Origin of the sequence: Companilactobacillus sp. HBUAS59699 (assembly GCF_036913575.1) — a bacterium.
Classification (GTDB): domain Bacteria; phylum Bacillota; class Bacilli; order Lactobacillales; family Lactobacillaceae; genus Companilactobacillus.
In genome coordinates this window covers 632140-656946 of sequence record NZ_JAYKTV010000001.1, presented here as the reverse complement: position 1 = coordinate 656946, position 24807 = coordinate 632140, and the positions used below count along the sequence as shown (strand labels likewise).

Genomic DNA, 24807 nt, shown 5'->3' with positions numbered 1-24807 from the left:
CGTTATCTTATAGTATGGTAAAAAAATTAAGGCCGTTAAGGCCTTTTTATTTTGGTGGGAAAAAATATGATTTATTTTGATAATAGTGCAACAACAAAAATCGAGAAGACAGTTCTTGATACTTATAATGCAGCTAGTTTGAATTACTTTGGTAATCCATCTAGTTTACATAAATTAGGTTTAAAGGCTTATGAATTACTAGAAACATCACGTAAGCAAATTGCTGAATTAATGGGATTAAAACCTTACGAAGTGGTATTCACTAGTGGTGGTACTGAAGGCAATAATTGGATCATTAAGGGAACAGCATTTAAGAAACGTGAGTTTGGTAAACATATCATTACAACTTCGATCGAACATCCTTCAGTTATGAATTCGATGCATCAACTTGAGGAATTAGGATATGACGTAACTTATTTACCAGTCGATAAAACTGGTCATGTCAGTGCTGAAGATTTGAAGAATGCTATTAGAGATGATACTATCTTAGTTTCAACTATGGCAGTTAATAACGAGATCGGATCAATTCAACCGATTCACGAAATGGCTCGTGTGCTGGATGATTATCCAAACATCAGTTATCACGTTGATGGAACACAGGCTATTGGTAAGAATATTGAAGATAAGTTCATTGATCCACGAGTTGACTTCTATACTTTCTCTGGTCATAAATTCCATGCTCCACGTGGAATTGGTTTTATTTACATGAAAGCCGGTAAGCAATTGGAACCATTAATGGCTGGTGGCGGTCAAGAGAAGAACCTTAGAAGTGGTACTGAAAATACACCTGCTATTGCCGCAATGGCTAGAGCTTTGCGTTTGTTGAAGGAAAATGAAGCTCAAAAGGCTGATAAGATGACTAAACTCAAGACTGAGTTGATCGAACACATTCAAAGTCTGCCAAATACGCACGTTTTCTCCAAAGTAGCTGACGACTTTGCTCCACACATTATTTGTTTCACAATTGATGGAGTTCGTGGTGAAACAGTTGTGCATACTTTCGAAGATCGCGACATTTATATCTCAACTACAAGTGCATGTTCATCTAAAAAGGGACTAGAATCAAGTACCTTAAAGGCAATGAGCACACCAGAGAAAATTGCTACAAGTGCCGTTCGTGTCAGTCTTGATGAGAACAATACTGAAGCTGAAATGAAAGAATTTATTAAGAATTTGGATGAAATACATGATCATTTCCAAATTTTAAATTAGGAGAATTTAATGGAATATACTGAAATTATGGTTCGCTACGGCGAATTATCAACAAAGGGTAAGAACCGTAAGAGCTTCATCGATCGTCTACACGGTAATGTTGCCAAGGTGTTAAAAGATTACCCTAACTTAGTTATGAGACCACATCGTGATCGTCTGCATATCCAGTTGAATGGTGAAGATGCTAAGCCAATCATGGAAAAACTCAAGAATGTTTTTGGTATTCAAACTTTTTCGTTGAGTGTTAAAGTCTCAAAGGACTTTGAGGATGTCAAAGCTAAGGCTATTGAAATGATGCATGAAGCATATAAGCCTGGTATGAGTTTTAAGGTGGGAACTAAACGTTCAGACCATACATATAAACTCGATACTAACCAAGTTAATCTCCAATTAGGGGATGCAATCTGTGATGAATTTCCTGGAATCGATGTTGAGATGAAGCGTCCTGACATCAAGATCTCAGTTGAAGTTCGTCAAGATGGTATTTATCTCTCATACTTAACTATCAAAGGTGCCGGTGGTTTGCCAGTTGGTACTGCCGGAAAAGCTATGTTGATGCTGTCAGGTGGGATCGATTCACCTGTTGCTGGTTATCTTGCAATGAAGCGTGGGGTTGATATTGAAATGGTTCATTTCTTCAGTCCACCTTATACTTCAGAACAAGCTTTGAACAAGGCTAAGGAATTAACTAGTAAGTTGACTGTTTTTGGTGGTAATATCAAGTTTATTGAAGTACCATTTGCAGAGATCCAAGAAACAATCAAGTCATCCGTTCCAGAAGGATACTTAATGACGATTCAACGCCGCTTCATGTTGAGATTAACTGACATGTTGCGTGAAAAAGAGCATGGTTTGGCCATCTTTAATGGTGAAGCCGTTGGACAAGTAGCATCTCAAACCCTTGAGAGTATGGCTGCCATCAATGATGTTACAACTACACCAATTTTGCGCCCAGTTGCTACTATGGATAAGACTGAAATTATCCGTTTGGCTGAAAACATTGATACATTCAATTTATCCATTCAACCATTTGAGGACTGTTGTACGGTCTTTGCTCCACCAAGTCCTAAGACACGTCCTAGTATCGAGAAGACTCGTAAATTTGAAAGTTCACTTGATATTGACGGCTTGATCGAACGTTCATTAGCTGGAGTTAAGATCACAACTATTGAACATGGAGATCACTTCATGGAACAGCAACAAGAAGATATCAGCAGTTTGCTATAAAATTATAATTGACGTTTTGTGAAATATGTTTTATTATCAAATCAACAGCTTTGAGCAGGAGTGTTGAATTTAATGGCTTCAGAGAGTGCATGTTAGCTGAGAATTGCACGGCCAGAGACTTCGATTGTTACCTGTGAGCTATCAAAATATTGATCGGGCCACCGTTATCTGTTGAGAGGAGAGTCTAATAATGGATTCTCAATTTAGGTGGTACCGCGAGCATTCGTCCTATATAGGACGAATGCTTTTTTATTTTATGGAGGAAATTTTATGAGAGAAATCGACATGGATACTAAATATAATCCAAAAGAAGTCGAAGAAGGTCGTTATCAAGCATGGCTTGATGAAGATGTCTTCAAACCTTCTGGTGACAAAAAGGCAAAGCCTTATTCAATCGTTATCCCACCACCAAATGTTACTGGTAAGTTGCATTTGGGTCATGCTTGGGACACAACGATTCAAGATACTTTGATTCGTTACAAGCGTATGCAAGGTTACGATACTTTGTATCTACCAGGTATGGATCATGCCGGTATTGCTACACAAGCTAAGGTTGAAGCTAAACTACGTGAACAAGGTATTTCCAGATATGATCTTGGACGTGAAAAATTTGTCGACGAAGTTTGGAAGTGGAAAGACGAGTTTGCTTCAATTATCAAAGCACAATGGGGTAAATTAGGACTTTCATTGGATTATTCTCGTGAGAGATTCACCTTGGATGAAGGTTTATCAAAGGCTGTTCGTAAGGTCTTCGTTAAATTGTATAACGAAGGTTTGATCTATCGTGGTGAATACATCATTAACTGGGATCCAGAACTTCAAACAGCACTTTCTGATATTGAAGTTATCCATAAGGATGACAAGGGTGCTTTTTATCATGTTAAATACCCATATGCTGATGGATCAGGTTACATTGAAATTGCTACCACACGTCCTGAAACAATGTTTGGTGATATTGCTATCGCAGTTAACCCAAGTGATGAGAGATATAAGGACATTGTTGGCAAGGAAGTAATCGTTCCTCTAGTTGACCGTAAAGTTCCAATCATTACAGACCACTATGTTGATAAAGAGTTCGGTACTGGTATGGTTAAGATCACACCTGCCCATGACCCTAACGACTTCTTGGTTGGTAATCGTCACGACTTACAACGTATCAATACTATGAACGCTGACGGTACAATGAATGAGAATGCTGGTAAGTACAATGGCATGGATCGTTTTGACGCCCGTAAGGCTATTGTTAAGGACCTCGAAGATGGCGGCTACATGCTAAATGTTGAACCAATCGTTCACAGTGTTGGACATTCAGAACGTTCAAACGCTCAGGTTGAACCAAGATTATCAACTCAATGGTTTGTTAAGATGAAGCCACTTGCTGAAATGGCTCTTAAGAACCAAGAAGGCGACAATAAAGTAAAATTTGTTCCTGATCGTTTCGAAGATACCTTCAAACAATGGATGGATAATGTTCATGATTGGGTTATCTCACGTCAATTGTGGTGGGGACATCAAATACCTGCATGGTATAACAAAGAGACTGGCAAGATGTATGTCGGTGAAGAAGCTCCTAAAGATATTGAAAACTGGACACAAGAGAGTGATGTTCTAGATACTTGGTTCTCAAGTGCTCTATGGCCATTTTCAACTATGGGTTGGCCTGATGAAAATTCATACGACTTCAAACGTTATTTCCCAACCGATACTCTAGTTACCGGTTACGATATCATCTTCTTCTGGGTATCAAGAATGATTTTCCAAAGTTTGAAGTTCACCGGTAAACGTCCATTCGAACACGTTGTTATTCACGGTTTAATTCGTGATGAGCAAGGTCGTAAGATGAGTAAGTCACTTGGTAATGGTATTGATCCAATGGATGTTATTGAGAAGTACGGTGCTGATGCACTTCGCTGGTTCTTAATGAATGGATCAACTCCTGGACAAGATACACGTTTCAGTTATGACAAGATGGATTCAGCCTGGAACTTCATCAATAAGATTTGGAACGCCAGCCGTTTCGTTATTATGAATCTTGATGACGACACTCCAGCTATGGACGATCTATCGAAGGTAACTCGTTATGACTTGTCAGATAAGTGGATCTTGGCTAAGTTGAATCAAACTGTTAATGAAGTTAATCGTTTGATGGACAAGTTTGAATTCGGTGAAGTAGGTCGTAACTTGTACAACTTCATCTGGAATGATTTCTGTGATTGGTACATTGAAATGAGTAAAGCTACACTTACTGGTGAAGATGGTGAAGCTAAGGATCAAAAGAGAATGATCCTAACTTATGTTTTGGACAAGATTCTAAGATTGATGCACCCAATTATGCCATTCGTAACTGAAAAGATTTGGTTATCAATGCCTCATAATGGTAAGTCGATCTCACTCGCATCATATCCAGAAAATCATGATGAGTTCAAAGATGAAAAGGCAATGAACGATATGGATGTTCTGATCGACTTGATCAAGTCAGTTAGAAAGATTCGTCTTGAAGCCAATGCTCCACTTTCAAAGGCAGTCGACATCCTTATCAAGCCACAAAATGACGATATCAAACAAGTTGTTTTGAATAACACTGAATATGTTGACAGATTCCTACATCCAAAGGAATTGAAAGTTGAAACAGATCTAGAGGCTCCAGCACTGGCTATGACTGCAGTTACAAACGGTACTGAAGTTTATATTCCACTAGCAGAATTGATTGATCTTGATGAAGAAATTGCACGTCAAGAAGATGAATCGGCTAAGATGGATAAAGAAATAACTCGTTTGGATAAGAAATTATCTAATAAAGGTTTCGTTGAAAAAGCACCTGAAAAAGTTGTTAATGAACAAAAAGAAAAATTAGCTGATTACCAAGCCAAACAAGCTAAGATCAAACAACGTATTGATCAATTGAAAGCTAATAAATAATTAAATAATGGGGGAAGGACATTTATTTGTCTTCCTCTTTTTTTATGTATGAAAGGAATATAATGCTTAATAGTTATCAAGAAGCAATTGAATATATTCATTCTCTTCCCAAATTTCATCGGACAAACAAGTTAGATCGCATCAAGTCAGCTCTTGACAAGTTGGGCAATCCGCAAAACTCTTATCCGACGATTCACGTCACAGGAACTAATGGCAAGGGAACTGTCTGTAATTACTTGTCTAATCTATTTGAAGCAAATGATCAACGTGTAGGGATGTTTACATCACCATTCATCAATGTTTTTAATGAACGAATTCAAATCAATCACAGAATGATAGGTAATGAAGAGTTGCTGGATCTTGTCAACCACATCATTAGTTTGATTGATGAAAATTCTCTTTCAGAGTTTGAATTCGTAACTTGTATGGGCTTTTTGTATTTCAAAGACAAGGTGGATGTGGCAATAATTGAAGTTGGGATTGGGGCTAAACACGACAAAACTAACGTTATTAAGCCTGATGTTTCAGTTATTACCTCGATTGCGATGGATCATGAGCAATTGATTGGACCAACGATTCAAGATATTGCCGTGGAAAAGTCCGGTATTATTAAAAAAAATACGCCGTTGGTCACAGGATATTTGCAAGATTCGGTCCGAAAAATTATTTTGGAATGTGCAAGTAAATTGAATAGTCCAGTGTATGAATATCAGCACGGTTTGAAAATAAAAAATTTAAAGATAAATAATTTTGAAATTTATTTTGAATTTAAAAATTTACCCGTAAAAATTACAGGTATTGAAGAAACTACTGCGATAAATGCGGCAATCGCCCTTCAAACCTTCGTTTGTTATCAAGAAAAAAACAATTTGAATTATAATTTGGAACAAGTAATTGCCCAAATCGATGCAAAAAAGATCCCAGCAAGACTACAAATCGTCAATAAAAGACCACTAGTAATCCTTGATGGGGCACATAATTTGGCAGCAATTGATAATTTAATCAATTCTTTAATAACAAATGAGCCTAATAAAGATATAATTACTATGTATGCAGGGATGAAAGACAAAGATCGTCATGATATTTTGGACTTTCTGACCAGCAATACTAAGAAAGTTTTTGTTACCAGTTTAGATATGCCTCGTGCAGCAAAGTTTGATGATTACGATTTTTCAAATTATGATAATGTTGATTATATTGATGATTATTATGATTGCTTACATAGAATTATTGATAATCTAAATGATCAGCAAATTTTACTTGTTACTGGATCTTTTTATTTAGTTTCAGAGTTAGAGTCATATTTTTCGTAGTTTAAAGTATAATGGTAAACTTACGAGAGAGAATCACCAAAAACGGTATTAAGTCAATGGAGACTAGCGAGCTAGTCGCGGTAATATTAGGTAATGGAACTAAAGGTAAAAATGTAATAGAAATTGCTGACAAGATAGTTTCTGAATCTTACAATTTGAATTTAAATATGGAGCAGTTATTGTCATACAAGGGAATTGGTACAGCTCAAGCATGTAAGATACTGGCAGCATTTGAATTAGGCCAGAGAAAACTTGAAGCTGATTCCTTATTAAATCAAGTTGCGGATCTATCTAGTTTGAGTAAGCATTTAATTAAAAAAATTGGTAACTCACCACAAGAGAAATTAGTAGCTGTTTATTTAGATAATGGTTATCATGTGATTGCGGAAAAAATAATATTTATTGGAACAACGGATGCAGCGACGGTGCATCCTCGCGATATTCTTAGAGAAGCATTGTATATATCTGCTACTCAAGTCGTCATAGCCCACAATCATCCGAGTGGACGACTTTACCCTTCCGAAAATGATAAAAATTTTTCTTTACGGTTATTAAAATGTTGTCAGTTAATGGGAATTAACTTGATCGATCATCTGATTGTGACAAAAAATGCGTATTCCAGTTTAAAAACAGAAAAAATTATTTAGGTATGTCTTTGGATTACTTTAAATTGGTCTTTTGTATGATATAATTTTGGATAGCGTAAAATGTGGTGTGTACTTTAAAGGAGAGAATATAAATTGTTTGGTATTGGATCAAAAAAATTAGGAATAGATTTGGGAACTGCTAATACTCTTGTCTATGCCGAAGGTAAAGGCATCGTTTTAAACGAGCCATCAGTCGTTGCAAAGAACAATAATACTGGAGAAATCGTTGCCGTTGGTTCCGATGCTCGTGAAATGATCGGTCGTACTCCTGGTAGTATCTCAGCAATCCGTCCTATGAGAGACGGTGTTATTGCGGATTACGATACAACTGCAGCAATGATGAAGTATTTCATCGAAAAGACTGCTGGAAATTCAAAGCCATCTGTTATGGTTTGTGTTCCAAGTGGTGTTACAGAAGTTGAAAAGAGGGCTGTTATTGAAGCTACTCAGCATGCGGGTGCTAGAGAAGCTTATGTAATCGAAGAACCATTTGCTGCTGCAATTGGTGCTGGACTTCCAGTTATGGATCCAACAGGTAACATGGTTGTTGATATTGGTGGTGGTACTACTGACGTAGCTACTATTTCACTTGGTGGTATTGTTTCATCACGTTCGATCCGTGTTGCTGGTGATAAGTTCGACGATTCGATCTCAGCTTACATCAAGACAAACTTCAACTTACAAATTGGTGAAAGAACTGCCGAAGACGTTAAGATCCAAGTCGGTTCTGCTTCAATCGAAAAAGCTAAAGAACTTGAAACAATGCAAATCCGTGGTAGAGATTTGGTTACAGGTCTTCCAAAGACTATTCAATTGACTGGTGAAGACATAGCAACAGCTATTCATGAAGATGTTCAAGAAATCATTGAAACGATCAAAGAGACTCTTGAAGAGACATCTCCTGAAATTGCTGCTGACGTGATCGATCACGGTATTGTACTTACTGGTGGTGGAGCATTATTACATCATTTGCCAGAAGTAATTTCTGAAGCAACTGGAGTACCTGTATTCATTGCTCAAGACCCACTAGATTGTGTAGCCATCGGTACTGGAGAATCACTTAAAAATATCGATGTAATGCGTCGTCAAAAATAAGCGGGTTAATCCCGTTTTTTTTGTTTACTGTAGGAGGAAGCAATGCAAAAGTTTTTTTCAAACAAAAAGTTAATCATTCTAATGGTAATTCTTATCGTGACTTTTGGACTTTTAGCGGTAACTGTAAATATTCGCGATAACAAAGAGACTCCTCCTGCCATCCAGCAAGTGGGGAATGACGTTGTTAGTGTTGTTGGTGGAGTGTTTGCCTATCCAACCAATGCTGTTAAGAACGCTTCTTCAGAATTTTCTGATTTGTACAATACATATACAGAAAACAAACACTTGAAGGCAAGAATAGATGATTTAGCTCAAAATCAAGCAAAATTAAAAGTTGTTCAAGAAGAGAATCAAAAGTTAAAAGAAGAGTTGAAATTAAATGCAACGTTAACAGACTATACGACTGTTAATGCGTCTGTATTGAGTCGCTCACCAAGCAGCTGGCAAAGTTATTTGACGATCAATCGTGGTAGTACGAGTGGTCTAAAGAAAAATATGCCAGTTATGTCTGGAAAAGGTTTGATTGGACGTATTATTGAAGTTGATAAGGTCAGTTCTAAGGTTGAATTGATCTCAACTAACAATGAATTAAATGACAAGTTTGCTTCTGAAATCTTGGATGACAATAATAATGCCGTTACTGGTATCGTTAGTCGTTACGATAGTTCATCTGGTAAATTAGTCATGGAAAATGTCAATTCTACTAAGGGCATCAAAAAAGGCCAACGAATCATTACATCTGGTTTAGGTGGTAGAACACCTCGTGGATTATACATTGGTAAAGTTTATGGAATTAAAAAAGACAATTATGGTATGACTAATTCCGTATATATAACTCCAGCAGCTGAGCTAAGAAACTTTACTGTTGTTACAGTTATTAAATCGACTGTTAGTGGTGAAAAATAATGAATATCAAAACACGAAAGATCGTCGGACAAGTTATATTTTTGCTGCTGGCTTTTTATCTTGATGGTCTTATGAAGTGGGCATTCTTAAATAATATGAATACCGGTGACTTCATGATTTTGCCACAGATCATGCTGATGGCAGTTGTACTGTTAACTATGAGAATTAATAATCGTCGTCAATTATTGATCTATGGAATATTGTTTGGTCTGATATACGATTCCTATTACTATGGGATCATCGGACTGTATACAGTTCTTCTACCACTTATCATGGTAGGGATCGATCATTTTAAATTCTTATTTGTTAAAGCCAATATGGGTTATGAATTGTCTATTTATTTCTTAGCTTTGACATTCTTGCAATCAGGAATTTATGTTCTAGAAAGATTGCTTCAACAAACAAGTACAAACGTTTTTGATTTTATAACTTATGTATTAGGACCAACGTTGTTATGGAATATGATTTTGTTCTTCATAATTTACGTTCCACTAGCAAATCTTAGTGATTGGTTGGTTAAATATAGGAGGGATAGTAAATGAGCAACGTTACTCTTAAAGGTAGCAAAGAAGGGTATGTTGTAATCATTAACGATGAAAGTGACTTCCAACAAGCATTGAAAGACTTGAAAGAACTAATTCTTAAACAAAATATTGGCTCTGCTGAAGATGATGTCATTCAATTTACTATTAAGACTGGTAATCGTCTTTTGACTGATGCTCAGGTGAAAGAAGTTAAGAAGACTTTTACTGAGTATCCTCAAATTGAAATCAAAGAAATTAGTTCAGAAGTTGAGTCAAAACTTGAAGTATCAAAACTTTTAAAAGCTAATAAGATGAACATTGAAACGGGCATTGTTCGTAGTGGTCAAAAGTTAGAATTTGAAGGCGATGTATTATTCTTGGGTGTCCTTCATGAAGGAGCACAGATCAGTACAGATGGATCTGTCTATATACTGGGTAAGGTAAATGGCATTGTCCAAGCTGGTTTCCCAGATAATACGAGTGCAGCAATTTTTGGCAATTTAAAGCATGCCGCTCAATTACGTATTGCTGATGTTATTGAAATAATCACGGACGAAAATGAGGGTGATCTTCATAATCATCAGTTTGCATACATTGACGATATGCACTCTATTAGTGTTAATGATTTACAAGATTACAAAGAGGTTATGAGTGAATCTAGAAAAAGGACGGTTTAGTTATGGGGATATCTATTGTTGTAACGTCTGGTAAAGGCGGCGTTGGTAAAACAACTACAACCGCTAATATTAGTTCCGTCTTAGCAAGCCTTGGCAAAAAAGTTTGTATGGTGGATCTGGATATCGGACTTAGAAATTTGGATGCTGTTTTGGGGCTTACCAACAGAATTGTTTATGACATCGTTGATGTGGCACAGAATCGAGTTGTTTTATCGCAAGCGTTGGTTCGTGATCCGAGATTTGAAGACAATTTGTATTTATTAGCGGCTTCGCAGTTTGCTGACAAGTACGTCCTTGATCAAGATTCTGTTAGAAGAATTATTACTTATTTGAAGCAAAGATTTGATTTTGTAATGATCGATTGTCCGGCGGGGATCGAGTACGGTTTTCAAAATGCTGTCACGGTTGCTGATGGGGCAATCGTTGTTACTAATCCCGAATTAGCGTCCGTCAGTGATGCTGATCGAGTGGTTGGGATTCTTGAAAGTATGAAGATGCCGATTACACCACATTTGATCATTAATCGTGTTCGTAAGAATATGATCAACAAAGGAACTTCGATGAGGATCGATGATATCGTTAATCATTTACGCATTCCATTATTGGGAGTAGTCATTGATGAAGACGATGTTATTGCTGCTTCAAATGCAGGTAGAACGGTGATTTCTGATAAGAACAGTGATGCTGGTCACAGTTATCGAAATATTGCTCATCGAATGCTTGGCGAAAGTATACCGTTAGATATTTTTAATGATGAAAAAAAGACGGGATTCTTTAGCAGAGTATTTGGTAGAAAAAAGTAACAGTGATATAATTATGTTAATTAAATAGTCAACACAGGGGGAGCCAATGGCTGAGAGTGATTAAGTTCAGACCCTTTAAACCTGTTATGTTAATACATGCGTAGGGATAGTGTTGTTCAAGTAAAAAACTCGAACTCTCTTGTGATGGCTTAAATCAGAAGGGAGTTTTTTTGTGTCAAGAAATAATAATTTGGTGGTTTTAACTGAAGGTGCAATCATTGTTGCAGCATCTACAGCACTAGCCTTCATACCACATAATCTAGGCGCTTCATCGATTTCAATTGTGTATGGTTTGATTCCTATGTCAATATATGCTTTGAGAAGAGGCCTAAAGCCGGGATTAATTGCTGGACTAGTTTGGGGACTGTTGGACCTTATTTTAAGAGGATTCAGTAGTGGTGGTTTTTTGAATCCGCTACAAGGGTTCGTTGAATATCCAATAGCTTTTGGAGCTATTGGACTTGTCGGCTTGGGAAGTATGCAAGTGAAGAAAAGAATTGAAGATGGAAAAAATCCGATAGGTTTAATAATGCTCTATTCTGGAATTGGATTCGTAGCTAAGTACTTCTTCCATTTCATTGCTGGTGGTATTTATTGGGGAATGTATGCACCAAAGACCATGAATCCATGGATCTATTCATTGGTTATCAATGGTGGAAGCTTTATTGCCAATATGATAATGATGTTTGTCCTGATGTTGATACTAAGTCCGGTTTTAAAGAAATTTATTATTGTCAAAGATTAAAAAAATAGTGTTCAAGTAGAGATTGCTTCTACTTGGACACTATTTTTTGTTTGTTTTAAATAAAGCTCATGAGTGATCCTAAGATTACTCCGCCAATTGTTACTAAAATCATTAACCAAACGACCACTTGGGTAATTTTTGTTAAAGTGCTTTTAGGCTTTTTTTCGTCGTTCAAACGTTCCACCACCTAGTATTTATATATGAAGAATATTACTTCACATGAACTAATTATGCAACAATTGTGGTGAAAATACACTATTTTTGGGATTATCCCCCACCGTTATATATGTTGATAAATCAAGTAATAAAACGTTTTACATATATCAGTGTCATTTTTCACAATATGAAGTGGTTAATTGTGGTGATTTGTGGTAAATTAGAAAGTGTTAAAGAATTGAGGTGAACTGTGGATGTTCATGGGGGAGTTTCATCACACCATTGACAGTAAAGGTCGAATAATTATCCCTGCAAAATTTCGTAAGGAAATTGGGGATATTTTTGTAATTACTCGTGGTATGGATGGCTGCTTATTTGGATATTCCATGGAACAATGGAGCAAGCTTGAGGCTCAGTTGGATAAGTTACCTTTAACAAAGAAGGATGCCCGTGCTTTTACTAGATTTTTCTATTCCGCCGCTGGTGAAATGGAATTTGATAAGCAGGGACGCGTCAACTTGTCGTCGTCTTTAATAGATTTTGCTAAATTAAAAAAGAATTGCGTAGTAGTTGGTGTTTCAGACCGAATTGAAATTTGGGATGAAGAAAGATGGAATGAATTTAATCAACAAGCTGAAGACAATTTTGAAGAAATATCGGAGAAAATGACAGATTTTGACTTCTAATGAATTTACACATAAAACAGTATTATTAAAAGAAACAATCGATGAGGTTAATCCTAGAGATAACGCCATTTTTGTTGATGCAACTTTCGGTCGTGGTGGTCACACTAAAGAACTATTGAGCCGCGTCAACAATAGTACCGTTTATGCGTTTGACCGTGATGAAGCCGCTATAAAAACTGGTGAAGAGATTGAAAATAATCCCGATATTATTGGTTCTAACAAACTCATATTGATTCGTGATAATTTTGAAAATATGAAAGAGCGCCTGAATGAATTGAACGTCACCGCTGTTGATGGTGTAGTTTACGATTTGGGTGTATCCTCTCCACAATTCGACGATGCTGTTCGTGGATTTAGCTACAAAAAAGAAGCTAGATTAGACATGCGAATGGATCAGCGCCAAGAACTTGATGCTGAAAAAATCGTCAATGACTGGTCATATAACGAATTGGTAAGTATTTTTTATAAATATAGTGACGAAAAATTCTCTAAACAAATAGCACGTTCAATTGAACGTACTAGGGAAGACCATCGTATTACATCGACGTTAGAATTAGCTGATATTGCTAAAAATGCAATTCCGGCTGCAAGACGTCGTACTGGTGGACATCCAGCTAAGAGAATTTTTCAGGCTATCAGAATTGCGGTCAATGATGAACTCGGATCACTTGAGAGATCATTAGAACAAGCGATCGATTTATTAGCTCCTAAAGGCAGAATCAGCGTTATTACATTCCAATCTAAAGAAGATCGAATTGTAAAACACATTTTCAAAGAAAATTCAGAAATTGACTTACCGCGGGGATTACCGGTGGTACCAGACAATTTAAAACCATTATTGAAACAAATCACTAGAAAACCGATTTTACCTAGTGAAGATGAATTAGACGAAAATAATCGTGCACACAGTGCAAAATTACGTGTTGTTGAGAAGATTTAGTTATGGAGAATTTATGATGAGAGAAAGCACAGCCAGAAATCTACCAAATTATGAAACAGTAGAACAACCACAATCAAATCCAGCCGCAGCACCTAAGCCTGCGACTCATAAAGTAGCGTTATCAAAATTAGAGGCAACGTTGATCGTTGGACTCGCTTTTTTAACGTTGATTTTGATGGTTTCATTAGTAAGTATCAAGGTTTCCATGACTTCTGATCAAAATAATTTAGATCACATCTCAACAGAAATAACAAAAGTAAATACAGATAACGTAAACTTACGTCAAGAGATTTCTGAAATGACCAGCTTTGATCGTCTTTCAGCCTTTGCCAAGAAACATAACTTAAAAATGAGTAACAAAAACGTAAGGAACGTATCGAAATGAAATTTGGAAAAATATTTAAAAATAAGGCAAGACGCAATCATTATATCGTTGGTGGAATAATATTGATTGCGACTGCCCTTTTTTTTATTGTCTGTATATATCGATTTGCTTCTATATCGACTCGTAAGGAATATAGCGGCGTTAATCTAGAGCAAAGAACCAAAATGAAATATGAACGTGTATCAAAAGTTAATGCTAAACGTGGCGATATTTTGGATGTTAATGGTGACATGATTGCCGGAGACTCTACTATTTATAATATTTATGCTGTGCTATCTAAGAAGTCTAAGACTACTGATGGTAAGGCTGATTATGTAAAGAATAAGCAGAAGACGGCTCGCGTCTTGAGTAAGTATTTGCCATTGTCTAGAAAAGAAATTATTAAGTTTCTTAATCCTAAAAATAAAGATCAATATCAAGTAGAATTCGGCCAAGCCGGACGTAGTTTGTCGATCGAAATTAAAAATAAAATCAAGAATCAAGATCTTCCCGGGATTCATTTCGTAGAATTACCGTCAAGATCGTATCCTAATGGAGTCTTTGCTACTAATTTAGTTGGTATAACTAAGGCAGATAATGCCAATGATACTAACAGTAATATTAGTGGTGTTATGGGAATTGAAAAATATTTCAATAAGCTTTTGAGTGGTAAAAATGGTAAGAGAGTTACTAAGGTGGATTCAAACGGTAACGAACTTCCTGGTTCTCAAGTGATTGAGAAGAATTCTGTTGATGGATCGAATATTTATTTAACTCTGAATAGTCGTATTCAACAATATGCAGAGATTTTGGCACAAGAAGTTTCTGAAAAATACGCTCCTAAGAACTTACAGATCGTAGTTATGAATGCGAAGACAGGTGCGATTGAAGCCGCCACGCAACGACCAACATTTAATCCAACGACTAAGAAGGGATTGAGCAATAGCTGGCGTGATACATTGGTGGAAGATCAATATGAACCTGGTTCGGTTATGAAGATTCTGACGCTATCAGCCGCAATTGATTCCGGTAATTACAAACCTAATGAGCTGTATAAATCCGGTTCGGTAGAGGTCGGTGGTCGAACGATCAGTGATTGGAATAACGCTGGCTGGGGTTATATTCCTGTTTCTGAGGCCTTCCCTAGATCATCTAATGTTGGGATGGTTCATCTTGAAGAAGAGATGGGCTCAAAAACTTGGATGGAGTATATGAAGAAGTTCCATATCGGTGATAAGACCAATGTAGATTTACCCGGTGAAGTTTCAGGGAGTATTTCTTATGAACACGCCAGTGACCAAGCTATGACTTCCTTTGGTCAAAGTGTCAACGTCAATGCTATGCAGATGTTGCAGGCTTTCTCCGCCATCGCTAACGGCGGTAAGATGATCAAACCACAGATTATTCAAAAAATCGTTGATCCAACTACAGGTAAAACTACTAAGACATACAAACGAACAGTGGTCGATACACCGATCAAAGCAAGTACTGCTAAACAAGTCCAAAAGGCAATGCGCCAAGTCGTCACGAAGACTTATGGTACTGGTATTGTTTATAATGTTCCTGGTGTCAAGGTTGGAGTTAAAACTGGTACAGCCCAGATTGCATCGCCAAGTGGTGGTTATTTGACTGGTAGCAACAATTATATATTCTCTGTTGCTGGATTGATTCCATATAATGATCCCAACTACATTGTGTATATAACGATGCAACAACCACAACAAATGACAGAGTCACCTGAAAAAATCCTGTCAGAAGTATTTAATCCACTAGTCAAGAGATTGGTAAGTCAAGGTAAGTCACCAACCAATACAACTGAGGCCGGCAGTCAATATGTAAGTATTCCTAGCTTGCTCAACGATACGACCGACGAAGCTACTAAAGAAATCAAGAAAATGGGCCTGCAAACTGGTATTATTGGTACCGGTAATAAAGTTGTTCAACAGCTGCCTGCTAGTGGTGAGAAGGTCATGCCTGGTCAACGAATCGTGCTATTGACTAATGGTGCAATGACTATGCCTGATTTGACGGGTTGGTCAAAGAATGATGTATTGAAATTTGCCGAAGTCACTGGTACACATGTGACGACCAAGGGCGATGGATATGTAACAAAACAATCCATCGAAAAGGGCCAAGTAATAAGTGACAGTGGTAAAATTATAGTTACATTGAAAAACAAATAAATTGTTAAATAATTAAGGGGATTTTTATGGAACTAAGTAATATTGTTATAGATATCGCTAGTGCTGCGGCAATTGTCGCCATTTTGATGCCATTCTTGATTGGTTATCTAGTAGCACATAAAGAAGGTCAATCAATTCGTGAAGAAGGACCTAAATGGCACGAGAAAAAATCAGGAACACCTACGATGGGTGGACTTTTGATAATACTCGCCACTGCTGTAACCAGTCTCTGGGTCGGTCTTTGGCAAGGCCAACTAACACATTCATTATTGATCACAACTTTTGTTATCGTAATTTATGGATGTATTGGTTTTATTGATGATTTCATCAAGGTATTCAAGAAACGTAATCTAGGTTTAAAAGCATTACAAAAATTAATTTTACAAATTATTGTTGCTGCAATTTTCTTGTACGTATACAACAATGATCAATTTCCAATGAACTTTTCAATTCCTGGATTGTTTTCAATCGATTCAGCAGTGATTTTCATCTTATTTACAATTTTCTGGTTAGTTGGATTTTCCAATGCAACTAATTTAACTGATGGACTAGATGGTTTGCTTGGTGGTCTAGGAACAATTTCTTATGCAACATACGGATATATATCTTTGTATCAGAATCGTATTGACCTAGCTATCATTTGTTTTGCGGTTGTAGGTGCATTATTAGCATTCCTAGTATTCAACCACAAACCTGCTAAGATCTTTATGGGTGATGTTGGTTCATTAGCATTAGGTGCTGGTTTAGCAACTATTTCGATCCTGTTAGGTAGATATTGGTCACTATTGTTGATCGGTTTGGTTTATGTTATTGAAACCGCCAGTGTTATGTTGCAAGTATTTTCTTTCAAGGTATTTCATCGTCGTATTTTTAAAATGACACCTATTCATCATCATTTTGAAATGTTAGGGTGGAATGAGTGGAAAGTTGATATTGTTTTTTGGATCGTCGGTATTATTTGTTCAGGAATTTATTTAATCTTATTTATGTAGGAAGTCAGTCATGAAAACAAAAAGTAATTATTCAAATAAAAAGATATTAGTTTTAGGTTTAGCCAAAAGTGGTTATGCGGTAGCTAAATTATTGAAAAAAATGAACTCAGATGTAACGGTAGTTGATTCAAATCCTCTTGAAGGAAATGATGAGGCAAAACAATTATTGGATGAAGGTTTCGACGTTATTACCGGTAGTAATGATGCTAGTTTAGTGGATGATTCGTATGATTATGTTGTTAAGAACCCTGGTATTCCATATACTAATGAACTAATCAAGCATGCTCAGAAAATTGGCGTTCCAGTAATCACTGAACCAGAAATTGCTTACAGTTATTCAGATGCAACGATGGTTGCTGTTACTGGTACCAACGGAAAAACAACCGTTACCACATTGATTCAATTGATGTTGGCACATTCACCTAAGTTTAAGAAGTCTTACTATGCTGGAAATATCGGTATTCCTATTTCAGATGTAATTCAAAAGGCTACTGCTGATGATGTGGTCGTTACTGAATTATCTAGTTTTCAATTGCAAGGAACGATCGATCTGCATCCACATGTTGCAGTCTTGAACAATATTTATTCAACACATTTGGATTTTCATGGCACTCGCGAAAACTATATTAAGGCTAAGATGCATATAACTAAGAATCAAACTAAAGATGATTACTTTGTTGTTAATTGGAATACTGAAGAATGGCGCAACCTGGCTAAACAATCTAAGGCTGTTATTAAGCCATTCTCAGATGAGCAAGAATTAACAGATGGTGCTTACGCAAAGAATGGGGAATTGTATTTTAATAAAGAATTCATTATGAACGCTGATTCAATTCAAATCCCTGGTGAACACAATGTTCAAAATGCTTTGGCTGCCATCAATGTCGCTAAGTTATTTGATGTAAGTAACGAAGATATAATCGATGTTCTTACTTCCTTCAGAGGCGTTAAGCATCGTATTCAATACGTTGACAAGTTCAATGGTGTGAAGTTCTACAATGATTCTAAGGCAACTAATACTGAAGCTACGATTGTTGCTTTAACGGCCTTTAAACAACCAATCGTATTGATTGCTGGCGGTCTTGATCGTGGTAATGGTTTCGATGAATTGATTCCTTCTCTCAAGGGAAAAGTCAAGAATATCATCGTATATGGTCAAACAGCCGATAAGATGGTTGACACTGCTAAAAAAGCTCAAATCAGCAGTATTACTAAAGTCAAAAATCTAAAAGAAGCTGTTCCAGAAGCATATCGTCAAAGTAGTGAAGGAGAAATCGTCTTATTGTCACCAGCTGCTGCTAGTTGGGATCAATTTGATAATTTCGAACAACGTGGAGACCAATATATTGCAGAGGTCGAAGCACTAAAAGGGGAAAACTAATGGACAAACTACGAGTTATAGTATCCGGTGGTGGTACCGGTGGTCATATTTATCCCGCAATGGCATTGATCAAGCGTCTAAAAGAGCGTGACATGATTGATGATGTTTTGTACGTTGGAACTGAAAAAGGCTTAGAGAGCAAAATTGTCAAGCAGGCAGGTATCAAGTTTGAGACGATTGAAATCAAAGGCTTTAAACGTAAATTAACATTGGAAAATGTCAAAGTTATGCAATTGTTTCTTTCAAGTGTCGGTAAGTCTAAGAAAATCGTTAAGAATTTCAAACCAGATATTGTTATCGGTACTGGTGGTTATGTATCAAGTGCGGTTGTATACGCTGCTCATAGATTACACATTCCTACGATTATTCATGAACAGAATTCAATTGCCGGTGTTACTAACAAATTCTTAGGTCACTTTGTAGATCGAATTGCGATTGCCTTTAAAGAAGCACAAGATCAATTTTCTGAAAAACGTAAGATCGTCTTCACTGGTAATCCTCGTGCTCAGGAAGCTGTTGGCATCAAACCCAATGATCGCTTGAAGGAATTGAATTTAACTCCAGGAATTCCAACCGTGATGATTTTTGGTGGTTCTCGTGGTGCAACTCCGATCAACAAGGCAGCTATAAGTTCAATGGATAATTTTTCTAATGAAAATTATCAAGTTTTATTTGTTACCGGAAGGGTACATTATGACGATGTGATTAAAAAAATCGATAAAAAGTACTTAAACAGTGCAAATATCTCTGTATTACCATATATTGATAATATGCCCGAAGTTTTACCAGATATTAATTTGATCGTTGGTCGTAGTGGTGCAACAAGTATCGCCGAGATCACTGCTTTGGGTATTCCATCAATATTCATTCCTAGTCCTTACGTTACTCATGATCATCAGACTAAGAATGCAATGTCAGTAGCTAAAAATGGTGCAGCAAAAGTTATTCCTGAATCAGAGTTGACTGCCGATGGATTGTTTAATGAAATCAATCAGATTATGAATGACGAAGGTGTTCAGAAAAAAATGTCTGAAGCATCTAAGAAGACAGGTGTTCCTGATGCATCTGATCGATTGATCAAAGTTATGACTACTTTAGTAAATAAATAATGTTGAGGTTTTACGATGGCAAAGAAAAAGAGAAACAACGTTAAGAATATAGTTATTTTTTTCATTGCCGCAGTAATTATCTTTATTGCCTATCTTGGTTCTCCTTTGAGTAAAGTTCGCAATATCTCGGTAAAAGGCGTGAACGATTTAGGTGCACAACAGGTCATTGATGCAACTGATATCAATGAGAATAAACTACTAATGAGTGTGTTTTTTGAAAAGAAATCAATAGCTGAACGAACGCAAAAGAAATTACCGTCGATCAAAAAAGTTTCGTTTAAAACTGGTAATTTACGTGATTTGACGATTGATGTAACTGAGTATCAAACTTTAGGATTGATTTATAAGAACGGCTATTATTATCGGATAATCGACAATGGGCGCATTATAAATCAGAAGATGAAAGCTCCTATTGGTAATTATCCGATATATAGTGGTTTCAATAATAAAAAAGAATTAAAAAAAATATCAAATATATATAAAAATTTAAATGATAATGTTAAGACCAATGTTTCTGAATTTTATAATTCTCCAACTAAACTGAATCCATACCGTGTAAAAATTGATATGAACGATGGTAATAAGGTCGTAGCTGATATCAGAACGGTTCAAGCCAAAATGAAATATTATCCTGGCATTGCTTCACAGATGAAAAAGAAAGGTGTCATTAATCTTGAAGTAGGTGCTTATTCTTATCCGTTTAAAGATAAGAAATAGGTTTAATATAGTCAATTTTGTGTTAAAATTTTCTAATGAATAGATTTTTTTCTAGGTAAGGGAGGCTGCCACGATTAATGGACAATTCTGAATTTTTTGTAGGTCTAGATATAGGTACCAATTCAATCAAAGTAGTGGTTGCTGAATCGTCAGGTGACAAAGTTAGTGTCGTCGGCGTTGGCAGCGAGAGATCTGAAGGAGTCAACCGTGGCGTTATAGTCGACATAGACAAAGCTGCAGGTGCAATTAAGAAGGCTGTAAAGAAGGCCGAGACTCAGGCAAATATAACGATACGTGATGTGGTAGTGGCAATATCTGCCAACATGTTACAAATCGAAAAGTGCCAGGGAATGATTGCAGTTGGTACTGAATCAAAAGAAATAAATGAAAATGACGTAAGACAAGTTATGGCTGCGGCCATGGTACAAAACTTACCTAGTGAACGTGAAGTTGTTTCACTGATTCCTAAACAGTTCTCTGTGGATGGATTCAATAATATACGTGATCCAAGAGGTATGATTGGTGTTCGTCTAGAGATGAAGGGCCTAATTTATACCGCACCGAAGACAATCGTTCATAATACAAAAAAAGCTATCCAACAAGCTGGTTTAAATATTACTCATAAAGTTATTTCACCAATGGCGTTGAGTCAAGTTGTCTTAGACGACGGTGAAAGTGACTTTGGTGCAGTTATTATTGATATGGGTGCTGGTCAAACAACCGCCTCTGTTGTTCATGATCATAACTTGAAACTTTCAACAGTTGATTTTGAAGGTGGAGATTACGTAACCCATGATATTTCAGTCGTTTTGAATACAACGATTGAAAATGCCAGTCAATTAAAACTTTATTATGGAAATGCGGATGTTGATGACGCTGCTACTGAAGAGACAATCAGTGTAGATGTAGTAGGAAAGAATGAACCTGAAGCAATTTCTGAAGAATATTTAGCTGAAATAATCGAAGCTAGACTTGAACAGATTTTTACAAGATTAAAAGATCCACTTGAAGATGCTGGAGCATTATCACTTCCTGGCGGAATTGTATTGACTGGTGGTGTGGCTGCCACACCAAACGTTGAAAAACTCGCTAGACGAATTTTTAATGTTAAAGTTAAGAGTTACATTCCTTCGCAAATGGGAATGCGTTATCCTTCTTATTCGTTAGGATTAGGATTAGTAACATACGCTTCGAGACTAAATGACATAGGTGTCATCGCTGATAACGTTGTGAATGGTGCTGCAATCAGTTTGAAGAATTCAAATCCTCAACCAGCAGTTCAACAACAAACTAAAAAAGAACCAGAACCAACACCAGTTCAATCCAATCCTGAGCCTAAGCAAAAGACTCAAGAGCCAAAACCTGAAAAGGGTAAGCGGATGAACAAGGTTAAGGACTTCTGGAGTAAGTTTTTCGATTAAACATTAATTATTAATAAAAGTAAAAGTAGTAGGAGGAACTCCTTAATGGAATATTCATTGGATTCAAATAACAATACGGGAGCAGTTATTAAAGTTATCGGTGTTGGTGGCGCTGGTGGTAATGCCGTTAACCGAATGGTTGATTCTGGCATCAAAGGTGTGCAATTTATTGCTGCCAATACTGATGTGCAGGCATTGGAAAGTTCACAAGCTGAAACTAAAATTCAATTAGGACCTAAATTGACAAGAGGCCTTGGTGCAGGTTCTAATCCAGAAATAGGTCAAAAAGCAGCTCAAGAAAGTGAAGAAGCTATTAAAGAAGCTCTTGACGGAGCAGATATGATCTTTATTACTGCCGGAATGGGTGGTGGTACAGGTACTGGTGCTGCCCCTATTGTCGCAGGCATTGCCAAAGATAGCGGTGCTTTGACTGTTGGTGTCGTTACACGTCCATTTGCTTTTGAAGGCTCAAAACGTTCACGTTTTGCTGCTGATGGTATAACTGAATTGAAAAAAGACGTTGATACCTTAGTTATTATTTCAAACAGCAAGCTATTAGAGATCGTTGATAAGAAGACTCCAATGGGTGAAGCATTTAGTATCGCTGATGACGTTCTACGTCAAGGTGTACAAAGCATTTCTGACTTGATCACATCACCTGGATTTGTTAACTTGGATTTTGCTGATGTTAAGACAGTTATGTCTGATCAAGGATCAGCCCTAATGGGTATTGGTACAGCTAACGGTGAGAATAGAATCACTGATGCAACTAACAAGGCTATTTCTTCACCACTATTGGAAGTTTCAATCGATGGTGCTAAACAAGTCTTGCTTAACATTACTGGTGGTCCGGACTTGTCATTATTTGAAGCTCAAGATGCTGCACAAATCGTTTCAGAACAAGCTACATCTGACGTTAATATTATCTTTGGTACTTCAATCGATGAGACACTTGGCGACCAAGTTAAGGTTACAGTTATTGCTACTGGTGTTGAAAGTGAAGACAAGAAGAGATCAGTTCAAAAACGTCCTCAATTAAACAACCGCATGGCAACACTTGATAATAATGCTCCTGAAGCTCCTAAACAAGCTCCAAAGCAACAACAAAGTGATCCATTAGCTGACTGGGACATCAATCATGATGACAGTTCAAACAACAATGTTTCTGGAGAAAAAGGTGACTTTGAAATCTTTAAGAAACCTGAAACAATTGATTTGAACGATAATGATGATGATTCAACTCCTCCAATTTTCAAGCGTAGAAATAACAAGTAATAAAATAGTTAGAAGGAGAACCTATTATGGCTTTTGAAAAATTAGGTAATTTCTTTGGAATTAATGACGAAGATGGTTATGATGAACAAGACAATGTAGAACAGCCAGCTGCTGATTATTCTGGTAACGAGAAGGTAGTTTCTATGAGTGCTGCAAGTGAACCTAGAACTGCAAGTAGTAAGATAGCAATTTATCAACCAAGAGTATATTCAGATGCTAAAGTAGTTGCTAAACAATTGTTAAACAACAAAGCTGTAATTGTTAATTTCAATAATATAAATGATGAGCAATCAAAAAGAATCGTCGATTTTTTGACTGGTTCGATTTATGCTCTTAATGGTGAGATCAAACGTGTTGGAGACAAGATTTTCTTATGCACTCCACCTAAGTTTGAGATTGATGGAAGCATTCCAGAATTAAATGAATAAAATAGATAGGGGAACCTTATGGATCGTATTTCTTACGGTTTGCCACTGATCATCGGTGGAGCGTTTCAAATATATGAGTTGATCGTATTTGTATATTGTATTTTGACGTTTATACCTGCACTATACAATTCTGTATTTGGTCGTTTCATTGCTAGTCTGGTGGAACCTTTTTTCAGAGCAATTTCGAAGATTATTCCTACAAGATTTGGGATGATTGATTTTTCCCCATTAATTGCTTTAATTATTCTAGAAATAGTACAGAAAGTGATCTTTTATATAATCTAATGACTGAAAAAGAAAATGTAAGCTTAAAAAGTGGATATTTTCGTCCAGAAGAAAAGCCCTTTATTGATAAAATGAGCGATCTGCTACTTAGAACACAAACTATGTATATCCCACAATTGACTGATTTTCTTAATTTAAGAGAGCAGCTGATTCTAAATAATCTCGTCAACAAATATGATGACCTTTATGTTCATTATTTTGGCGGATACGAAGGGGCAGAGAGAGTCAGGGGTATTATTGCTCCTGACTATTTTGTACCTAAAGAATCTGATTTTAAGATTTCAATGTTTGAGATCAGGTATCCAGAGAAATTTGCGAATTTACATCATGGACAAATTTTAGGAGCTTTGACTGGATCAGGAGTTGAACGAGATCACTTTGGAGATATAATAACTGACGGAGAAAACTGGCAATTCTTTGTATTTGACCAGATGAAAGATTTTGTATCTGAACAAGTACAGAAGATCGGACCTTACAAGGTTCATTTGTCACAGAAGAGTTTCAACGAACTCTTGTTACCAAAGGACGATTCACACGACGAAGTAATAAATGTACATTCGCTGCGTCTAGATACTGTTGTAGCAACTGCTTATGACTTATCGAGACAGACAGCCAAAACACTAGTTGAGCATGGAAAAGTCCAAATCAATTGGGTGCCAAACAAAAATGCAAGTTCTTTTATAACGATCAATGATACGTTGAGTGTGCGTGGATATGGTCGAGTAAGAGTTAATGATATTATGGGTAAATCCAAGGGCAATAAATACATATTGTTCGTTAATATTATTAATAAATAAATAGG

The 24807-nt window shown here is 36.6% G+C and carries 25 protein-coding genes, 1 riboswitch and 1 other annotated feature; of the genes, 24 read left to right on the top strand and 1 reads right to left on the bottom strand.

Features of this window, described 5'->3' with window-relative positions; all coding sequences use genetic code 11:
* Positions 1 to 66 precede the first annotated feature (66 nt).
* From U8519_RS03285 to thiT, 11 genes are all read left to right on the top strand, one after another.
* Positions 67 to 1212: a cysteine desulfurase family protein gene (locus U8519_RS03285; protein WP_334328894.1), complete on the top strand. Its 1146-nt coding sequence runs from the start codon at positions 67 to 69 to the stop codon at positions 1210 to 1212.
* 9 nt (positions 1213 to 1221) lie between these two features.
* Positions 1222 to 2439 carry a tRNA uracil 4-sulfurtransferase ThiI gene (thiI, locus tag U8519_RS03280; RefSeq protein ID WP_334328893.1) on the top strand — a complete coding sequence of 406 codons (1218 nt, stop codon included), beginning with the start codon at positions 1222 to 1224 and terminating at the stop codon, positions 2437 to 2439.
* A gap of 41 nt (positions 2440 to 2480) precedes the next feature.
* Positions 2481 to 2673, top strand: a binding site (T-box leader).
* A 36-nt stretch (positions 2674 to 2709) separates the two neighbouring features.
* Positions 2710 to 5358, top strand: coding sequence for a valine--tRNA ligase (locus U8519_RS03275; protein WP_334328892.1), 2649 nt, complete (start codon positions 2710 to 2712; stop codon positions 5356 to 5358).
* 62 nt (positions 5359 to 5420) lie between these two features.
* Positions 5421 to 6671 (top strand): bifunctional folylpolyglutamate synthase/dihydrofolate synthase, encoded by a 1251-nt coding sequence (locus U8519_RS03270; protein WP_334328891.1) that lies wholly within the window; start codon positions 5421 to 5423, stop codon positions 6669 to 6671.
* A gap of 11 nt (positions 6672 to 6682) precedes the next feature.
* Complete coding sequence (gene radC / locus U8519_RS03265; RefSeq protein WP_334328890.1) at positions 6683 to 7318, top strand: RadC family protein; 636 nt, start codon at positions 6683 to 6685, stop codon at positions 7316 to 7318.
* Positions 7319 to 7411: 93 nt separating this feature from the next.
* On the top strand, positions 7412 to 8413 hold the full coding sequence (locus U8519_RS03260) for a rod shape-determining protein (RefSeq protein ID WP_125567746.1): 1002 nt from the start codon (positions 7412 to 7414) through the stop codon (positions 8411 to 8413).
* 42 nt (positions 8414 to 8455) lie between these two features.
* Complete coding sequence (gene mreC / locus U8519_RS03255; protein WP_334328889.1) at positions 8456 to 9319, top strand: rod shape-determining protein MreC; 864 nt, start codon at positions 8456 to 8458, stop codon at positions 9317 to 9319.
* Complete coding sequence (gene mreD / locus U8519_RS03250; protein ID WP_334328888.1) at positions 9319 to 9861, top strand: rod shape-determining protein MreD; 543 nt, start codon at positions 9319 to 9321, stop codon at positions 9859 to 9861. The genes mreC and mreD overlap by 1 nt, the downstream gene beginning before the upstream one ends.
* Positions 9858 to 10520: a septum site-determining protein MinC gene (locus tag U8519_RS03245; RefSeq protein WP_334328887.1), complete on the top strand. Its 663-nt coding sequence runs from the start codon at positions 9858 to 9860 to the stop codon at positions 10518 to 10520. The genes mreD and U8519_RS03245 overlap by 4 nt, the downstream gene beginning before the upstream one ends.
* Positions 10521 to 10522: 2 nt before the next feature.
* Positions 10523 to 11323, top strand: a complete 801-nt coding sequence (minD, locus tag U8519_RS03240) for a septum site-determining protein MinD (protein WP_334328886.1) — start codon at positions 10523 to 10525, stop codon at positions 11321 to 11323.
* Between the two features lie 26 nt (positions 11324 to 11349).
* Positions 11350 to 11448: riboswitch (TPP riboswitch) on the top strand.
* Positions 11449 to 11495: 47 nt separating this feature from the next.
* Positions 11496 to 12068 carry an energy-coupled thiamine transporter ThiT gene (gene thiT, locus U8519_RS03235; protein WP_334328885.1) on the top strand — a complete coding sequence of 191 codons (573 nt, stop codon included), beginning with the start codon at positions 11496 to 11498 and terminating at the stop codon, positions 12066 to 12068.
* 55 nt (positions 12069 to 12123) lie between these two features.
* On the opposite strand, the gene U8519_RS03230 is transcribed toward thiT, so the two are convergent.
* Positions 12124 to 12243 carry a DUF4044 domain-containing protein gene (locus tag U8519_RS03230; RefSeq protein ID WP_125567734.1) on the bottom strand — a complete coding sequence of 40 codons (120 nt, stop codon included), beginning with the start codon at positions 12241 to 12243 and terminating at the stop codon, positions 12124 to 12126.
* 235 nt (positions 12244 to 12478) lie between these two features.
* Here U8519_RS03230 and mraZ point away from each other — a divergent pair, with 235 nt between their 5' ends.
* The 13 genes from mraZ to U8519_RS03165 all read left to right on the top strand — a co-directional run bounded on the left by mraZ (position 12479) and on the right by U8519_RS03165 (position 24802).
* The gene (mraZ, locus tag U8519_RS03225; RefSeq protein WP_334328884.1) at positions 12479 to 12910 is read left to right on the top strand and encodes a division/cell wall cluster transcriptional repressor MraZ; all 432 of its coding nucleotides are present in this window, start codon (positions 12479 to 12481) and stop codon (positions 12908 to 12910) included.
* Positions 12900 to 13850: a 16S rRNA (cytosine(1402)-N(4))-methyltransferase RsmH gene (rsmH, locus tag U8519_RS03220; RefSeq protein ID WP_334328883.1), complete on the top strand. Its 951-nt coding sequence runs from the start codon at positions 12900 to 12902 to the stop codon at positions 13848 to 13850. The genes mraZ and rsmH overlap by 11 nt, the downstream gene beginning before the upstream one ends.
* Before the next feature lie 13 nt (positions 13851 to 13863).
* Complete coding sequence (gene ftsL / locus U8519_RS03215; protein WP_334328882.1) at positions 13864 to 14235, top strand: cell division protein FtsL; 372 nt, start codon at positions 13864 to 13866, stop codon at positions 14233 to 14235.
* Positions 14232 to 16397, top strand: coding sequence for a penicillin-binding transpeptidase domain-containing protein (locus U8519_RS03210; protein ID WP_334328881.1), 2166 nt, complete (start codon positions 14232 to 14234; stop codon positions 16395 to 16397). The genes ftsL and U8519_RS03210 overlap by 4 nt, the downstream gene beginning before the upstream one ends.
* A gap of 26 nt (positions 16398 to 16423) precedes the next feature.
* Positions 16424 to 17389 (top strand): phospho-N-acetylmuramoyl-pentapeptide-transferase, encoded by a 966-nt coding sequence (gene mraY / locus U8519_RS03205; protein ID WP_334328880.1) that lies wholly within the window; start codon positions 16424 to 16426, stop codon positions 17387 to 17389.
* Positions 17390 to 17399: 10 nt separating this feature from the next.
* Positions 17400 to 18770, top strand: coding sequence for a UDP-N-acetylmuramoyl-L-alanine--D-glutamate ligase (gene murD / locus U8519_RS03200; protein WP_334328879.1), 1371 nt, complete (start codon positions 17400 to 17402; stop codon positions 18768 to 18770).
* Positions 18770 to 19879 (top strand): undecaprenyldiphospho-muramoylpentapeptide beta-N-acetylglucosaminyltransferase, encoded by a 1110-nt coding sequence (gene murG, locus U8519_RS03195; RefSeq protein ID WP_334328878.1) that lies wholly within the window; start codon positions 18770 to 18772, stop codon positions 19877 to 19879. The genes murD and murG overlap by 1 nt, the downstream gene beginning before the upstream one ends.
* A 15-nt stretch (positions 19880 to 19894) precedes the next feature.
* Positions 19895 to 20596, top strand: a complete 702-nt coding sequence (locus U8519_RS03190; RefSeq protein WP_334328877.1) for a cell division protein FtsQ/DivIB — start codon at positions 19895 to 19897, stop codon at positions 20594 to 20596.
* A gap of 77 nt (positions 20597 to 20673) precedes the next feature.
* Positions 20674 to 22017: a cell division protein FtsA gene (gene ftsA, locus U8519_RS03185; RefSeq protein ID WP_334328876.1), complete on the top strand. Its 1344-nt coding sequence runs from the start codon at positions 20674 to 20676 to the stop codon at positions 22015 to 22017.
* 45 nt (positions 22018 to 22062) lie between these two features.
* The gene (gene ftsZ / locus U8519_RS03180) at positions 22063 to 23292 is read left to right on the top strand and encodes a cell division protein FtsZ (protein ID WP_334328875.1); all 1230 of its coding nucleotides are present in this window, start codon (positions 22063 to 22065) and stop codon (positions 23290 to 23292) included.
* A 26-nt stretch (positions 23293 to 23318) separates the two neighbouring features.
* A complete protein-coding gene (locus tag U8519_RS03175) occupies positions 23319 to 23720 on the top strand; it encodes a cell division protein SepF (RefSeq protein ID WP_334328874.1) in 402 nt (133 codons plus the stop codon).
* 18 nt (positions 23721 to 23738) lie between these two features.
* Entirely contained in the window at positions 23739 to 24005 is a 267-nt protein-coding gene (locus U8519_RS03170) for a YggT family protein (protein ID WP_334328873.1), read from the top strand.
* Positions 24005 to 24802, top strand: a complete 798-nt coding sequence (locus U8519_RS03165) for a YlmH family RNA-binding protein (protein WP_334328872.1) — start codon at positions 24005 to 24007, stop codon at positions 24800 to 24802. The genes U8519_RS03170 and U8519_RS03165 overlap by 1 nt, the downstream gene beginning before the upstream one ends.
* Positions 24803 to 24807 lie beyond the last annotated feature (5 nt).

Excerpts from the sequence above, each read along its gene's own strand:
- U8519_RS03285 (WP_334328894.1), top strand. The coding sequence starts at position 67 with ATGATTTATTTTGATAATAGTGCAACAACAAAAATCGAGAAGACAGTT.
- thiI (WP_334328893.1), top strand. The coding sequence starts at position 1,222 with ATGGAATATACTGAAATTATGGTTCGCTACGGCGAATTATCAACAAAG.
- U8519_RS03275 (WP_334328892.1), top strand. The coding sequence starts at position 2,710 with ATGAGAGAAATCGACATGGATACTAAATATAATCCAAAAGAAGTCGAA.
- U8519_RS03270 (WP_334328891.1), top strand. The coding sequence starts at position 5,421 with ATGCTTAATAGTTATCAAGAAGCAATTGAATATATTCATTCTCTTCCC.
- radC (WP_334328890.1), top strand. The coding sequence starts at position 6,683 with ATGGTAAACTTACGAGAGAGAATCACCAAAAACGGTATTAAGTCAATG.
- mreC (WP_334328889.1), top strand. The coding sequence starts at position 8,456 with ATGCAAAAGTTTTTTTCAAACAAAAAGTTAATCATTCTAATGGTAATT.
- mreD (WP_334328888.1), top strand. The coding sequence starts at position 9,319 with ATGAATATCAAAACACGAAAGATCGTCGGACAAGTTATATTTTTGCTG.
- U8519_RS03245 (WP_334328887.1), top strand. The coding sequence starts at position 9,858 with ATGAGCAACGTTACTCTTAAAGGTAGCAAAGAAGGGTATGTTGTAATC.
- minD (WP_334328886.1), top strand. The coding sequence starts at position 10,523 with ATGGGGATATCTATTGTTGTAACGTCTGGTAAAGGCGGCGTTGGTAAA.
- mraZ (WP_334328884.1), top strand. The coding sequence starts at position 12,479 with ATGTTCATGGGGGAGTTTCATCACACCATTGACAGTAAAGGTCGAATA.
- ftsL (WP_334328882.1), top strand. The coding sequence starts at position 13,864 with ATGATGAGAGAAAGCACAGCCAGAAATCTACCAAATTATGAAACAGTA.
- U8519_RS03210 (WP_334328881.1), top strand. The coding sequence starts at position 14,232 with ATGAAATTTGGAAAAATATTTAAAAATAAGGCAAGACGCAATCATTAT.
- mraY (WP_334328880.1), top strand. The coding sequence starts at position 16,424 with ATGGAACTAAGTAATATTGTTATAGATATCGCTAGTGCTGCGGCAATT.
- murD (WP_334328879.1), top strand. The coding sequence starts at position 17,400 with ATGAAAACAAAAAGTAATTATTCAAATAAAAAGATATTAGTTTTAGGT.
- murG (WP_334328878.1), top strand. The coding sequence starts at position 18,770 with ATGGACAAACTACGAGTTATAGTATCCGGTGGTGGTACCGGTGGTCAT.
- U8519_RS03190 (WP_334328877.1), top strand. The coding sequence starts at position 19,895 with ATGGCAAAGAAAAAGAGAAACAACGTTAAGAATATAGTTATTTTTTTC.
- ftsA (WP_334328876.1), top strand. The coding sequence starts at position 20,674 with ATGGACAATTCTGAATTTTTTGTAGGTCTAGATATAGGTACCAATTCA.
- ftsZ (WP_334328875.1), top strand. The coding sequence starts at position 22,063 with ATGGAATATTCATTGGATTCAAATAACAATACGGGAGCAGTTATTAAA.
- U8519_RS03175 (WP_334328874.1), top strand. The coding sequence starts at position 23,319 with ATGGCTTTTGAAAAATTAGGTAATTTCTTTGGAATTAATGACGAAGAT.
- U8519_RS03170 (WP_334328873.1), top strand. The coding sequence starts at position 23,739 with ATGGATCGTATTTCTTACGGTTTGCCACTGATCATCGGTGGAGCGTTT.
- U8519_RS03165 (WP_334328872.1), top strand. The coding sequence starts at position 24,005 with ATGACTGAAAAAGAAAATGTAAGCTTAAAAAGTGGATATTTTCGTCCA.